The sequence below is a fragment of the Prevotella nigrescens genome, assembly GCF_031191185.1.
Lineage (GTDB): Bacteria > Bacteroidota > Bacteroidia > Bacteroidales > Bacteroidaceae > Prevotella > Prevotella nigrescens.
The window spans coordinates 36,538-52,081 of record NZ_CP133464.1; the positions used below are offsets into that span (position 1 = coordinate 36,538).

General features: G+C 51.7%; 8 protein-coding genes and 2 pseudogenes. 2 read left to right on the top strand and 8 right to left on the bottom strand.

Going from position 1 to position 15,544, the window contains the following annotated elements; genetic code table 11:
• Nucleotides 1-22: 22 nt before the first annotated feature.
• From RDV52_RS00135 to RDV52_RS00145, 3 genes and pseudogenes are all read right to left on the bottom strand, one after another.
• Complete coding sequence (locus RDV52_RS00135; protein WP_004367880.1) at nt 23-1,777, bottom strand: ABC transporter ATP-binding protein; 1,755 nt, start codon at nt 1,775-1,777, stop codon at nt 23-25.
• A gap of 32 nt (nt 1,778-1,809) precedes the next feature.
• Nucleotides 1,810-2,424, bottom strand: coding sequence for a TetR/AcrR family transcriptional regulator (locus RDV52_RS00140; RefSeq protein WP_028910947.1), 615 nt, complete (start codon nt 2,422-2,424; stop codon nt 1,810-1,812).
• Between the two features lie 266 nt (nt 2,425-2,690).
• Nucleotides 2,691-3,595: pseudogene (locus RDV52_RS00145) on the bottom strand (IS982 family transposase).
• Between the two features lie 114 nt (nt 3,596-3,709).
• Between RDV52_RS00145 and mobB the strand changes: the two are divergent.
• Both mobB and mobC read left to right on the top strand, forming a co-directional pair.
• Nucleotides 3,710-4,990 carry a conjugal transfer protein MobB gene (mobB, locus tag RDV52_RS00150; RefSeq protein WP_004367378.1) on the top strand — a complete coding sequence of 427 codons (1,281 nt, stop codon included), beginning with the start codon at nt 3,710-3,712 and terminating at the stop codon, nt 4,988-4,990.
• Between the two features lie 96 nt (nt 4,991-5,086).
• Nucleotides 5,087-7,089, top strand: a pseudogene (mobC, locus tag RDV52_RS00155) (conjugal transfer protein MobC).
• 182 nt (nt 7,090-7,271) lie between these two features.
• Here mobC and RDV52_RS00160 read toward each other — a convergent pair.
• The 5 genes from RDV52_RS00160 to RDV52_RS00180 all read right to left on the bottom strand — a co-directional run bounded on the left by RDV52_RS00160 (nt 7,272) and on the right by RDV52_RS00180 (nt 15,443).
• Nucleotides 7,272-7,478 (bottom strand): hypothetical protein, encoded by a 207-nt coding sequence (locus tag RDV52_RS00160; protein WP_004343303.1) that lies wholly within the window; start codon nt 7,476-7,478, stop codon nt 7,272-7,274.
• Between the two features lie 129 nt (nt 7,479-7,607).
• Entirely contained in the window at nt 7,608-11,204 is a 3,597-nt protein-coding gene (locus RDV52_RS00165; protein WP_004367380.1) for a hypothetical protein, read from the bottom strand.
• 30 nt (nt 11,205-11,234) lie between these two features.
• Nucleotides 11,235-11,390, bottom strand: a complete 156-nt coding sequence (locus tag RDV52_RS00170; protein ID WP_004367381.1) for a hypothetical protein — start codon at nt 11,388-11,390, stop codon at nt 11,235-11,237.
• An 81-nt stretch (nt 11,391-11,471) separates the two neighbouring features.
• The gene (locus tag RDV52_RS00175) at nt 11,472-15,119 is read right to left on the bottom strand and encodes a hypothetical protein (RefSeq protein ID WP_004367382.1); all 3,648 of its coding nucleotides are present in this window, start codon (nt 15,117-15,119) and stop codon (nt 11,472-11,474) included.
• A gap of 60 nt (nt 15,120-15,179) precedes the next feature.
• Entirely contained in the window at nt 15,180-15,443 is a 264-nt protein-coding gene (locus RDV52_RS00180) for a hypothetical protein (protein WP_040557277.1), read from the bottom strand.
• Nucleotides 15,444-15,544: the final 101 nt, after the last annotated feature.

Consider the following 15,544-nt stretch of genomic DNA (forward strand, 5'->3'; position numbering starts at 1 on the left):
CTTGTGTCCTTTCTGTTTAGGTTTATAGTTTCCATGCCACCGACTTTTGGTATTCGTTCCACATCTTATAATATAATGTGGCTTGCTCCATGAGCTGTTGGTGCGTGCCCTGTTCGGCTATTCTGCCATTGTCTACCACGACAATGTTGTCGGCATCCTGCACGGTGGTCAGCCGGTGGGCTATCATGAGCACGGTCTTTCCGCAAGTCAGATGGGCAAATGCCTGCCTGATAAGGTGCTCGTTTTCGGGGTCGGCAAAGGCAGTAGCTTCGTCGAGCACCACGATGGGCGCATCTTTCAGAATGGCACGGGCAAGCACTATGCGCTGCTGTTCGCCGCCAGAGAGGTACGTTCCCTCCGCTCCTATCACAGTATTCAGCCCCTGTGGCAGCCGCTCGATGATTTCCCGACTCTGCGAAAGGTCTACGGCACGGTTCACCTGCTCGATGGTTGCATCGGGATTGCCGTAGCGTATGTTCTCCAAAATGGAGGTCTTGAACAGTCGGGTGTTCTGAAACACGAACGACACGTTGCGCATCAGCGTTGCCTTATCCATGTGCCGAACGTCCACACCGCCTATTTTCAAACTGCCTTCGCGCACGTCCCAGAAGCGTGGAATAAGTCTTGCGATGGTTGTCTTGCCGCTTCCAGATGCTCCAACCAGCGCAACGGTCTTGCCTTGCGGTATGTCGAGGTCGATGTGGCTTACGGCATCGCGCTCCGCCGCTTCGTATCGGAACGACACATTGCGCAGACTGACGTCGAAGGCTGCCGCTTTCTCGGGCTTGGAACTCTCTGGAAGCGGTGGCGTGGCGGTGAGTTTCTCCAATCGGTCTACTGCTTCGTTTGCCAGAAAGAGGTTCTGACTGAGGTGCATGGCTTTCATTACGTTGGCTGCAATGATGGGTGCGATGAGCACATACAGCACCATATCGGAAACGATGATGGCAGTCTCGCCGCCGTGCCCTATCAGTATGATGCCCGTAGGCACAAGCAGAAAGGCGAAAGCATTGATGGCTATGGTGTAGGCAGACATGGGCGTGCGCCACAGAAGGGTGTACCTGATGACGAGGTCGCGGTAGTTGATGATGCTGTCGTGAAAGCGTTTGAACGAGAATACCGTCTGTTGGAAGACCTTCACGACGGGTATTCCGCGCACGTATTCCACGGCTTCGGCACTCATTTTCTCCTGTGCGTCGAGGTACATACGCTGGAAATCGTTGTTCTTAGGGTTCATCATGTAGCCCATGATACCGAAGGCGCACACTATCGGCACCATTGCGGCAATGCCCAACTGCCAGTCTACGGCAAGCAGAAGCACTATGATGCCTATCGGAGCCACCACGCTGCCTGCCACATCGGGCAGTATGTGTGCCACGAAAGTGTGGGTCTGGCTCGAATCTTCGTCTATTATCTTGCGCATGCGCCCCGTGTTCTGCGTGTCGAAAAAGCCCAACGGAACACGCATCAGCCGTTCCATGGCAGTGCGCCGCATATTGGTTTCGATGCGGAAAGCGGAAAGATGCGAGAGCATGAGGGCGGCGAAATAGAGCAGAACATTCGCCACCGACACCACGAACGCCGCAATGGCATAGTCCCATACGGGCGTATCGGCAAGGTCTCCGTCGGCAGTGAGCAGCGTGCGCACCACCAACCACAGGAAAATAAAGGGTACGAGCGACAGCAGTCCGTTCACTGCCGACAGCACAACCGAGCAGGGCAGCAACGGCTTGCGCCCTCCCATGTAACGTCCTAAGCGTTTCAGTATTCTTATCATCTTCTTCTATATATGTTAAAAGGTTTTTGTTTCTACGGTTTCATCAGCTCTCTCCACCCTGCCATACTGTAAGCGGCATACTGCTCGAGCGCACGGTTCACCTCGCTTTCGTCGTACTCCTCGTGCTCCACAAGTTCGCAGAAGATGTTCACCCACATAGAGCTCGCAATGTGCAGGAAGAAGGGCGATATGTCGATGTTGATATGCGGATAGCGCGCTTTCATCAGTCGCAGGTATTCCGTGCCTGCTTTCAGCTGGTGTTCAGCTATTCTCTCCTTGTACCCTGCGAGCGATGTGCCTTCAGCATTGAACAGCAACAGGCGAAGCTCGGGGCGGTAAAGCCTCACCATTCGCTTCATTGCGCCGATGTATTCGTTCTGGAAATCGAGTGCGTCGAACACCTCGATGCAGAGGTGCCGCTCCTCGTTGTGCGACAGAATGTAGCGGTTCAGCTCGTTGAGCAGCGGCCGCAACACCTCGCAGAACAGCTCGTCCTTGCTGCGGAAGTAGTTGTACACGTTGCCAGCAGCAATGCCTGCACGCCGCGCCACCGTGCGGATAGACGTGCTGCGTGCGCCGTGAGCGATGAATTCCTCGCGCGCTACGGCAACGATACGCTGCCGAATGTCGTCTTTCAGTTTCTGCATACGCCCATGAAAACTTTAAATAATGAACCAAGTTCTGTTTTGTTCATAAAAAAATCGCACCGTTTCGTAATCGAACGGTGCGATTTATTGAACGAGCCTATTTGCGCTCTTACTATATAAATATTGTGTATTCGCATAGCTGCAATGTTTATTTTGCAAAAGTAGCAAAGATATAAAAACACCGCAATACCCAAAAATAAGTATTTTGCAATAAACACTTATGTGTGTTGAATGTCTAAATTTATTTTAACGTGAGTTCGACGAATTCAGAACAAAGCAAGCTGTGTATCAATAGTCCTTTGCAGATTGATGCACGGCTTCTTTGGAAACAGGCAATAGGCAGCAATTGCCCCTAATAAGTTGACGATGAAATTGTCAAAGCATCTATGCCTGGAGTGTTCCACTTGTGCAATGTTCTTAAGTTCATCATTCACCGTTTCTATAATGGCTCTTTTTCTGAGTAAAAGTCTGTCTGAAACGCTCACTAAAGCTCCTTTCATGTTACTTTTCAATTTGGTAATAAGCTGTATTCCGTCAACGAAAAGCCTTTGAAAGAGGTTCTTGCCGATGTAACCCTTATCACCGACCAGCTTACCATAGATGAATTCTATGAATGCCTTGTACTCCAAAGGCTTACGATCATCAACATCTCCCGGCGTTATCATAAAGTTGAGAAGCTCTCCTTTCTCATTGCAAATCAAGTGCAATTTGGAACCGAAGAACCAACCCATGGAGCATTTTCCTCTTTGGGCTATGTCTTTGAAAACTTTGTGAATATGTATTCTCTGATTCTTGCAGACACGCAATGGTGTACTGTCAACAAATCTTATGCCCGTGCATTTTCCCAAGAGGACCTTCTTGATAAACAAGGTTAAGGGTACGGCTACCTCCCTTTCCAATTCTACTAAACGGTTATAAGAAACAACATTGGAAAACAGATGGTGAAGATGCTTGCATACTTTTTCAAGATAGAAATGTTTAAAGCAGCGATAACCGGAGTCGTGGAAAAGAATCATTATCAGCATGACTTCTGCCTTTGATATCGTGGAACTTCGATGATATTTTCTTTTCCCGGTAGGTTTTAGCGTATATTTTGCTATCATAGCGTCAAAAACTTGCAGAAGTCGTCTGCCATACAAAATATTTCAGTAATTTTGTCTTCGGTGATCATAGCGATTTTTGTTTGTAATTCTATGTATATCAACACTTTAAAATTACAACAAATTTCGCTAATCACCAAATCTATAGACTCTTATAATTCATCGAACTCACGTTAGTTAGAAAAATGATAGCAAAAATTTCAGCAACGGAGAACCTTGGAGGTGCACTCGGTTACAACTTCAAAAAGGTGGGGAAAGGGGAAGCGAGTATTCTCCTTGCTGCTGAGTTGTATCAAAACAAGGAAGGTCGTTATACAATGGAGGAAGTATTTGCCGACATGGAGGCTCTGATACCGAAGAAATGCCGGACAAAGAAAACGGTGTTCCATTGCTCGCTCAATCCGCACCCGGATGAGAAGCTCTCCGATGAACTTCTTGTGCAGATTGCCAAGGAGTATATGGAGGCACTTGGTTATGGCAAGCAACCCTATATCGTGTTCAAGCACAATGATATCGCCCGTGAGCATATACACATCGTGTCGCTTCGAGTGGATAGTAATAGAAGAAAAATCAATGACCGCTTCGAGAAGCGAAGGAGCAAGCAGATTACCGACGCCTTGGAGAGAAAGTATAACCTCATTCCAAGTTCAAAGGTTAGCGAACAGGCAGCAGCGGAAACGCCCAAGGTGGATATTGGCAAAGGAAACATTAAGGAGCAGGTCGCAAGCACCCTCCGCATGGTGCTGAAGCATTATCGCTTCTGTTCCTTGGGCGAACTGAACGCCATCCTTTCCGCATACAATCTTGCCGTGGAAGAAGTGAAGACAGAGTTTCGGGGAAAGAATTACGATGGACTTGTCTATGTTCCGACTGATGATAAAGGTAACAAGGTAAGCACACCCATCCATGCCTCAGACATCGGCCGTGGTGTGGGCTATACTGCCATGCAGAACAAGATACAGAAATCGAAGCAAGAAATCAAACCGTTGATACCCATTATCAGGAACAAGGTATTACAAACAATGCGTACCTCTCCCCAGACAGAGAAAGAACTTCGACAAAGGTTGGAGGAACAGGGCTTGCGTGTGGCAATCCGAAAAAACGAAATCGGTCGTATCTATGGTATCACTTTCATTGACGATGAAGGAGGATTTGCACTCAATGGCTCACGATTGGGTAAGGGATATGCCGCCAATGTTTTTAATGCCTATTTCTCCAATCCTGCCCATAACCCATTCTTGGACGAAACATTGTATGGCAGTCTGTCTGTCCGTTTGGAACAATCGGCAATCGTTCAACCCTCGCAGCCAAATACGGAGGAAAGCGACAACTTTGTCGATGAACTTATCGAAAGTATGGCAGATGTTTCATTTCTATCTACGGGCAACGATGATTGGAAGGAGGCGGCATGGCAGCGTAAGCTCCGCAAGCAAAGCAAGGTAAATATTAGACGAAGAAAACATTAAATAAACGAGCATTTCTATCTCCCCTCCCTTTCTTCCCTTTGGTCAGAGACCGTTGGTTCGGAGGGGTTGGGGGAGGCTTCCAAAAACAATACGATTATGGCACAAGAAGACGATTTAAGGGCATTAGGTAAGGTCATGGACTTTATCGGGGTATATCAGTGATATTTCTCCTTATCAACTGTTATTGGTTCTGCTACGAAGCGTTTCACGAGTGGCACTTCACGCTCGGTATCATCAACAAGATACTGATGAACTTCCAACGTACCACAGGCTTGTTTTCGTCCATCCTTTGGACGAAACTCTTTTGTGTGGTGTTTCTTGCTTTATCCTGCCTTGGGACAAAAGGCGTGAAAGAAGAGAAAATCACATGGCCAAAGATTTGGGCAGTGCTTTTCGCAGGTTTTATCTTTTTCTTTCTCAACTGGTGGCTCTTAGCATTGCCTATCGGCAAGATCGGAGCAGCTTCGCTCTACATTTTCACGCTGTCCGTTGGCTATATCTGTCTGCTGATGGGTGGCGTATGGATGAGCCGACTGCTTAAAAACAACCTGATGGACGATGTATTCAATATGGAGAACGAGAGTTTCATGCAGGAAACACGATTGATGGAAAATGAGTACTCTGTCAATCTCCCTACACGTTTTTACTATAAGAAGAAGTGGAACAAGGGTTGGATCAATGTGGTCAATCCATTTCGTGCCTCGATGGTGCTGGGTACTCCGGGGTCGGGTAAATCCTACGCCATTGTGAACAACTATATCAAGCAACAGATTCGGAAAGGCTTTGCCATGTATATCTATGATTACAAGTTTCCCGACCTTTCCGAGATTGCCTATAATCACCTGCTTCATCACTTGGATGCCTATAAGGTAAAGCCGCAGTTTTATGTCATCAACTTCGATGATCCGAGAAAGTCGCATCGGTGCAATCCCATCAATCCCGCCTTTATGACGGATATATCCGATGCCTACGAGAGTGCCTATACGATAATGCTCAACCTTAACCGCTCGTGGATTCAGAAACAGGGAGATTTCTTTGTGGAGTCACCAATCATTCTGCTGGCAGCCATCATCTGGTTTCTGAAGATATACGAGAACGGGAAGTATTGCACCTTCCCTCATGCCATTGAGTTTCTGAACCGCCCCTATGCTCAGATATTCCCGATACTCACTTCCTACGATGAGCTTGCCAACTACCTTTCTCCCTTCATGGACGCTTGGGAAGGCGGTGCGCAGGACCAGTTGCAGGGGCAGATAGCCAGTGCCAAGATACCGCTTTCACGCATGATTTCACCAGCACTCTATTGGGTGATGACGGGCGATGATTTTTCTCTTGACATCAACAATCCCAACGAGCCCAAAGTACTTGTAGTGGGCAATAATCCCGACCGCCAGAACATCTATTCAGCGGCATTGGGACTGTATAACAGCCGTATCGTAAAACTCATCAACAAGAAGAAGCAACTCAAATCCTCCGTGATTATCGACGAGTTGCCGACTATCTATTTCCGAGGCTTGGACAATCTCATTGCCACTGCCCGAAGCAACAAAGTGGCTGTATGTTTGGGGTTTCAGGACTTTTCGCAGCTTACCCGTGACTATGGAGACAAAGAAAGCAAGGTAATCCAGAACACGGTAGGTAATGTATTTAGTGGTCAGGTCGTAGGCGAAACAGCTAAGACCCTTTCAGAGCGTTTTGGTAAAGTACTTCAACAACGGCAGTCTATGACCATCAACCGCAATGACAAGTCTACGTCTATCTCCACACAGATGGACAGCCTTATTCCTGCAAGCAAAATCAGTAATCTCACACAGGGAATGTTTGTCGGTGCTGTGTCGGACAATTTCGACGAGCGTATTGACCAAAAGATTTTCCATGCGGAGATAGTCGTGGATAGTGCCAAAATCTCCGCCGAGATGAAAGCCTATCAACCAATCCCTATAATCGCGGACTTTACAAACGAAGATGGCTCCGACAATCTCAAAGAGACTATCGAAGCCAACTATAAACGTGTCAAACAAGAGATTATCTCACTTGTGGAATCGGAGAAGGAACGCATCAAGGCCGACCCGGCTCTTGCTCACTTGTCTAAGGAGTAGACCGTTTGCCAACCGATGTCTCAAAGCATCTGTTCCTTGCAAAGGTTTCCGAGAAAAGTTACCTTACTATTGGGAATAGAAAGATATATGTTCGAGAGAATATCTTTCGGACTGTATATGTACGTCATTTTTTTATCATCGGGAGTGCGGCACCTGTTGCGCACCTCCCGAAGAAAATGGATTTAATCATCCCACAGCGATGACGGGCGGCGGCTCGGGGCGTCATAGTCATCGTCGTCCTCCTCGCCGTCAAAGAAGTTGTTGCCTTTCGAGAGTGCAGGCCCCGTGGCGGGGTCTTCACTGATGCCCACGCTGAGGGAGCCGGCGAGGATAGAGTTTTCTAATGTGATGGGGACCACTTTGATTTCCGGTTTGATGTAATTGTTCATTTTATATTAATTAACTGTTTGTTTTAAATCATCGGGGGGGAGCGCACCGCCCGTTTCCGTGGGATTCGGAACGTGATGAATCACGCCCCTGCGGCGTGCCGCACCCCCGATGAAGAGAGACTTCTTTTTTTATTTCACTATCACCTTTCGACCATTGACGATATACACGCCGGCGGGAATCTGTCGGCGCACGCTGTCGTCGAGGCGGTCGGCCACGCGCTGTCCCTGGAGGTTGTACACCGCACCGTCTGCCGCACCGTCTGCCGCACCGTCTGTCGCACCGTCTGCCGTGCCGTAGATGCCCGTGGTCTCGCCGTCGAAGACGATGGAGAGCGGCTTGGCACCCTCATGGCTGTTGTAGCTGATGTAGGCGCGGTAGGCAGGCACCGTGACGGAGGGGTTGTCGGACGTTACCTTGTGGAACAGGCCGTCGGCTTGCAGGATGTAGGCGTGGGCGGAAGATAGCCACCAGTTCACCACCTCTTGCACCGCACCACTGAAGGCGTATTCGCCGGAATAGAGGACGATGCTGCTACGGTCGGCCTTCACCTGCAGGTTCTCGCCGTCGAGCCGTGCGGGGGCGTCGGCCACGAGCAGGTAGGGCCTGTAGGCCCCGAGCGTGCCGTTCACCTCCTTGAAGTGCACCGCGGTGCGGCTTTCCTGTCTGTCGGCAAGGGTGTAGGCCCTGAAGCCCTGCACGGGCAGCTCGTAGGGCAGGCAGAGCGTGGCCTTGCCGGCGGCGAGGGTGCGGTCGTAGGTAGCCTTCGTGGCGGTGAAGTCGAGCCCGATGGGCAGCGACTGTCCGTCGGTGAGGCGGAAATCGTCGCACGTCCAGCCGTTGTTCTCCTTGTTATAATACACATAGTTCGGCTTCTCCTTGTCGGCCTCGCTGTAAGGACTCGGCGTCTCGCCCAACACCTGCGCCCAGTAGCAAGCGTCGGTGCGGTCGCCCTGCAGCTTATAGGCCACTTCGCCGTTCTTGAGCTGCTTCTCGACTATCCGCTCGCCCTGTGCTGTGCCGCAGGTGTTGAGGTAGCAGCAGTTCTTGCGGATGGTGTTGGAGCCGAAGGTGTAGCTACCGGCGGTGGCGTTGTTAGTGCCGGCATAGAGGCAGTTGGTAAGGGTGCAGTATCCGGTCTGAAGATATACGAATCCGGCCATACCTTTCTTGTCTGCCGCCATGGAGTTGAACGCCCCCTTGACAGCACAGTCGGTGATGGCAACCTCGGCTCTGTCGTTTACATACGCGATCATGCCCGCCAATTCGCATACGCCATGATAGTTGCTCGTGATGTCCACCTCGCTCACGCAGCCCGAGAGTGTAACATTGCCCACGGCATTGCAGACCAGTGCCGACAGCGTGCGGCCGTCCGACTTGATCTTTCCTTTTACGCGCAGGTTTTTGATGGTGGCGTTGTTCACAAACTTGAAGGGGGCTACCTCGCCGCTTTGGCTATTCCAGTTGAGCGTGAGCGTATGGCCCTGTCCGTCGAAGGTGCCGTTGTAGTTTCTGCTCGTGCCCGCCATCGTGATTTCCTCGCCGAGGTCGACATCGTTCATCAGCTTGGCGTTGATGGCGGTCTCTCCGCCGTTCACGCGGTTGCAGAATGCCTGCCAGTCGGCCTTGGAGCTGATTTCGCAACTTTCGGCTACGACGACATCTATCGTGCGGTCGGAATTGACGGGGGTGGAAGCCGAGAAGTCGCCGTCGAAGATGAGCTTGTAGGTGTTGGCAGGATTGTAGGCCTCGCCTAAGAATTCCTGCGCAGTGGGCAGGCTGCCAACGGTGCCGCCGTGGTTGGCGTAGCGTGTGGCCTTCACCCTGCCGTTGTAGATGAACTTCACCTTGTACACCCGCTTCTCTATCTTGTCGGTGAGTTGCGGCTCATGGTCCGTGCCGAGCACCTGTCCCCACACGGTTTTGCTTCTGCCGTTCTGCAGCAGATGCGCCACCTCGCCGCTTCTGAGCTGCTCCTTGGTTATCGGCGTGCCCTGCGCATTGCCGCAGGGGTTGAGGTAGTAGCAATTGTTGAGCGTGAGGGTGGCGGAGGTGGAAGTGTTCGTGGTGAAGGTACCGTTTCTGCTGGCGTTACTGTTCCCATTGTTCGTGCCTGCGTAGAGACAGTTGTTCATGGTACAGGTGCCGTTATTGGCATATACAAATCCGCCCATGCCTTTCTGTCCTTCGTCGGTGGTGGCGTTGATGTCGCCTGTGACGAGGCAGTCGTTGATGGTAACGCGGCCATCGGTGCTTATATAGGAAATCAAGCCTCCTGTCCCGCACCAGTTGGAGACAGTAGAGCTCGTGATATTCACATTGCTCACACAGCCCGTAATGGTATTTTCGCCATAGGCTTCGTCAATCAGTCCGCCCAGATAGTAACCGTCCGACCGGATGGCTCCTTCGGTGCGCAGGTTCTTGATGGTGGCGCCCTTCACTCTCCCGAAGGGGGCGACGTCGTTGGCCGAGCCGGCATCCCAGTTGACGGTGAGCGTGTGGTTCTGCCCGTCGAAGGTGCCGCCATAAGGGCTCTTGGAAGTTCCTACCTTCGCGATGTCCTCGCCGAGGGCGACGTCCTTGGTCATCTTGGCATCGAGGCCGGCCTGTCCGTCGTTGACGAGGTCGCAGAAAGTCTTCCAGTCTTCTTTTGAGCCTATTTCGTAGCAGTCCTTTTCATTTACGGTTACGGCTACGGTCATGTTGCCTTCGACGGGGGTCGTTTCGTTGAAGCCGTTGGCAAAGGCGAATCCGGTATAGTAATGGTGTGGGTTGTAGTCTGTGCCCAGTGCCTCCTGCAGGGTGGGCAGACTGACATGGCCGCCCTTGTTGGCGTAGCGTGTGGCCTTCACTTCGCCGTTGTATGCGAAGCCAACCATGTAGACATGCCTCTCGGCTTCGGCGGTGAGCATCGGCTCGTTGTCGGTGCCGAGCTTCTGTCCCCACACATTTTCGCTTCTGCCGGCCTGCAATTTGTAAGCCACCTCGCCGCTCTCGAGCTGCGCCTTGGTTACCTGCGTGCCTTGCTCCTCGCCGCAGGCGTTGAGGTAGTAGCAGTTGGTGGCGTTGGCACCCAAGGCGAAGGTGTTGCCGGCGGTGGCGTTGTTCGTGCCGAGGTAGAGGCAGTTATTGAAGGTGCAGTCGCCCCACATTTGGTATACAAAGCCCGCCATGTTGTTAGTCGCGTCGGAGTTCAACGCTCCCTTGACTACGCAGTCGGTGAAGGTAACCTTGGCAATATTTTCTGCCCGATAAATCATGCCCGATAAATAGGATTTCCCCTTGATATCCACCTCGCTGACGCAGTTTGAAAGGGTGGTGTTGCCATGGACGGTATAAATCAATCCGGCCAATTGCTTCTTTCCCGTGATATGCCCTTTGACGCGCAGGTTCTTGATGGTGGCGTCCTTCACATACGCGAAGGGGGCGACGTCGTTGGTAAAGCTGGCATCCCAGTTTACGGTGAGCGTGTGGTTCTGCCCGTCGAACGTGCCTTCGTACATTTTGAATTCTTCGCCCACCATCACGATTTCCTCGCCGAGGTCCACGTCTCGCGTCAGCTTGGCGTTGAGGCCGGGCTCTCCGGCTTTCACCCGATTGCAGAACGCTTTCCAGTCTGCCACCGAGCCGATGCTGACTTCGCTACTGCCCTGCGCCCACGCCGGCATCGTCAGCACGAGGGCAAGCAAGAAGAGGCTGAGCCTCTCGATTAAATTTTTTGTTTTCATTTTGCTTATTATTTTGGTAAAAGTTTTGTTTTATGAATTCTCGTCCGCTGCCGTAAGCGTGTCGGCCGTGCGGGCGGTCGTCGTGTTGTCGCCGCCGTACTTCTCGGGTCGGTCGTCGTCCTTTTTCTTGCCGCGCGTCATCACCTGCTCCTTGTAGCGCTTGATGTTGGCGTTTGTCGTTTTCACCTTATTATATATATAGGGTTGCGGGGTATCGGGGGAGCACACCGCCTGTGGGCGAGCGCCCCCCCGATAAGAAGAGAGACATTATTTCACAACAACCTTCCGTCCTCCTACGATGTAGATGCCTGCGGGCAGCCGGTGGCGTGCGTCATCGAGGCGATCGGCCACGCGGCGGCCTTGCAGGTCATACACCGGACCGTTCTTTCCGTCGGTCGCCTCGTTCGTCGTGCTGCCGATGCCGGTGGTCTCGCCGTCGAGGACGACAGAGAGCTGCTTGGCACCTGACGCCTGCGGTGGACAGATGATGTAGGCACGATAAGCAGGAATGGTGGCGGCGGAATTGGTCGTCGTTACCTTGTGGAACTTGCTGTCGTCCTGCAGGATGTAGGCGTTTGCGGCAGCAGCGGTGGCGTTGCTCACGCCGGCTACCGTACCCGTGAATTTGTAACCTGCGGCGGGGGTCGTCATCTTGTCGGCCTTGTAGGCTTTCACCTTGATGTTTCTGCCGCCGAGCTGTGGCATACCGTTAGCCGTGATGTAATACGGCGTGTATGCCGTGAGCTTGTCGTCCACTTCCTTGAAATGGACTTCGTTTTTGTTGCCTCCCGAGAGGGTGTAGGCCTTGAAGCCCTGAGCATACAAGTCGTAAGGCAAACACAGCGTGGCTTTCTGCGCGCCATTGAAGTTGCGCTCGTAGGTAACGGTGGCGGCAGTGAAGTCGAGCCCGATGGGCATTGCCGTGCCGTCGGTGAGGCGGAAGTCGTCACACGTCCAGCCTTTCTTTGCCGCGTCGTAATACACGTAGTTCGCCTTGCTCTTGTCGGCTGCGTTGTAGAAGTCGGGCATTTCACCCAACTGCTGTGCCCAGTAGCACTTGTCGGTGCGGTTGTTCTGTAGCTTCTTTGTCACCTCGCCGTTCTTGAGCTGCTCGGCGGTTATCTTCGTGCCCTGCGCTATGCCGCAGGCGTTGAGGTAGTAGCAGTTGTTGAGGGTGGGGCCTAAGTAAGTGTACGCCGCAAAGGTATAGCCGCCGGGGACGTTATCTCCGAGGTAGATGCAGTTGTTAAAGGTGCTGGTGCCGCTATGATCAGATACGAACCCGCTCACGGATATAGAACCGTCTTTGAGCATGGTGTTGTACTTTCCCTTGACGATGCAGTCGGTGAAGGTAACAACGGCACCGTATATTATAGATAGAGCCATGCCCGCCATGGCGCATGAACCACTTTTTTGGCTGCTCGTGATGTTTACATCGCTGACGCAGTTTGTGATGGTGGTCTTGCCCGAGACAGTAAGTATCAATCCTGACAAATTAGGATAGCTCGACTTGATATTGCCTTCGGTGCGCAGGTTGCGTATGATGGCGTTCTCCACCTTGAAGAAGGGGGCTAATAAGCCGTTCGTGTTGCTCCAGTCGAGCTTTAGCGTGTGGTTCTGCCCGTCGAATGTGCCGGAGTATTTGGTGTCATAGGCCACCATGTTTATTTCCGAGCCGAGATCGATGTTGCGCGTCATCTTGGCGTCTACGGCGTTCTGTCCGCCGTTGACGAGGTCGCAGAACTCTTTCCAGTTCTCCTTTGATGCGATTTCGTAGTAGTCTTTTTTGTTGAAGGTTAGTGCCACGGTCCGGTCGGTGTTGACGGTGGTTGAGCCGTTGAAGCCGTCCTCAAAGGCGATTCCGGAGTAATAATGGTGCTCGTTGTAGTCGCTGCCAAGGAGGTCCTTTGGTGTAAAGGTAGGCATGGAGCCGTAGATGGCCTTGCCGTGGGTGGCGTAGCGCGTGGCTTTTACCTGGTTGTTGTAGGTAAACTCCACCTTGCAGACCCGCTTCGCGCCGTCGGCGGTGAGCAGGGGCTCGGTGTCCTTATTGAGATCCTGTCCCCACACCATGTTGTTTCTGCGGGCTTGCAGCTTATAAGCCACCTCGCCGCTCTTGAGCTGTGCGTCGGAAATCTGCGTTCCTTGCGTTGAGCCGCAGGCGTTGAGGTAGTAGCAGTTGTTGATAGTGGCGTTGTAGGCGAAGGTGTGAGGCCTGTTGTCGCTGTTGTCTGCATTGTTCTCGCCGAGGTAGAGGCAGTTGTTCAGCGTGCAGGTGCCGTTCTGCACAAACACGAAGCCGCTCATTCCTTTCCGGCCTGCACCGGTGCCGTTGATTGTGCCCTTGACGAGGCAGTCGGTGATGTTGACGCTGCTCTTGCTGCCTATATAGGAAATCAATCCTCCTGCCCCGCATCTGTTGTCAGTATAGGTGCTCGTGATGTTCACATTGCTGATGCAGTTCGAGACGCTGTTTTTGCCATACGCCTCGCTAATCAGTCCTCCCAGGAAGTAACTGCTCGATTTGATTGTCCCCTCGGTGCGCAGATTCTTGATCGTTGCGCCCCTCAGAAACCTGAAGGGGGCGATGTCGTTGGTGGTGGCATTCCAGTTGAGCGTGAGCGTGTGGTTCTGCCCGTCGAACGTGCCGCCGTACTCTTTCGAATCATTTCCCACCATGTTGATTTCCGAGCCGAGGTCGACGTTGCGCATGAGCTTGGCGTCGATCTTGTTCTGTCCGTCGTTTACGGCGTCGCAAAACGTTTTCCAGTCGGCTGCCGATGTGATTTCGTAGTGGTCTTTTTCGGTGAAGCTGAAAGCCACCTGCATGTCGGCTGTCACGATGGTAGCGGTTGAGAAATTGTCGGCAAAGGCGATGGCGTAATAATGGTGCTCGTTGTAGCCCAGGCCCACGAGGTTTTTTACAATAAAGATGGGCAGGCTGGCCACGGTGCCGCCTTTATTCGCATACCGCGTGGCCGACTCGCTGCCGTTGTAGGTGAACGCCACCTTGCAGATGCGCTTCGACTCGTCGGTGGTGAGCATCGGTTCGCTGTCGGTGCCGAGCTTCTGTCCCCACACCATGTTGCTTCTTCCCTTTTGCAAGAGATACGTCAAGTAGCCGCTCTCGAGTTGCAAGTCGACAGTCATCATGCCCTGCGTCGTGCCGCAAGTTCTTGTAAAGTAGCAGTTGTTGAGGGTTGTGCCACTGGGCGCAAAGGTATTTCCGGCGGTGGCGTTGTTCTCGCCGAAGTAAAGGCAGTTGTTCAGCGTGCAGCTGCCTTTCATGGTGTGAACAAATCCGCTCATCCCGCTCTGCCCCGCACTTGTCGTGGCGTTAAACTTTCCCTTGACGATGCAGTCGTTTATCGTCACATTGGCGTTTGGCAATACATACGTCACCATTCCTGCTATCTCGCTTGCCCCACCTTCATAAGCACACTTGATGTCAGCATCGATGACGCAGTTTGAAATGGTAGTCCTGCCGGCGGCATCGCAAACCAAGCCCGACAATTTGTAAGAACTCGCCCAGATGCTCGCTTTGACGTTCAGGTTCTCAATCGTGGCGTTCTGCACACTTTTGAAGAGGGCAATACGCCAACCTATTGGAATACCATGGTTAAACCTAATCGTATGTCCGTTGCCGTGGAAATTACCGATGAAGGGACGATGTTCACCTACCAACGGTGGGTCGCTGAGGCTGATGTCTCTCATTAGAAAGACCTCAAGGTCACTCTCTCCGTCTTCCACGCGCTTGCATAAATGTTTCCAGTCTGACTCAGAATAGATTTTGATTGTTCTAAAGAAGGGCGGCGCTTTCGCGTCTTTGGCGTCGCTCTTCGCCCACGCCGATGTCGTCATCGCAAAGACGACGAACAAAAGGCTGAGCCGATAAATAATGTTTTTTGTTTTCATATTAAATTGAATTTGAAAAATTAAATATTCTTTTGGTTATCGGGGGGCGTGGCGTAGTTACTACGTTTTCCGGAAGACTTCCTTGTATATTTCTGTCCGCTCCCGATTACGTTGTACGAGAAGGCTGATTGTTTCTTGGGAAAGGGAATCCAAAAGATGCTTGTGCGCCAAGCCGTCGAACGGCTCTTCAAACGGACGGAGATAATACAGCTTTTCCTTTCGCGTGGCGATTTCGGTGAACTTTTTATCCATCTCAAGTGAAAAGCCAATGATGAATTCTCCGCTTTCATTTCTTAAAATATATACCCAACAGTTCTTTTTCATCTTTGCTATTTGTTGATTCTGTTGCAAAATTATTCTACGAAGCCCAACAGGGCGTTTCATATTTGAAAAAACTTGTATCATATTTGTAATTCACTAAGAAT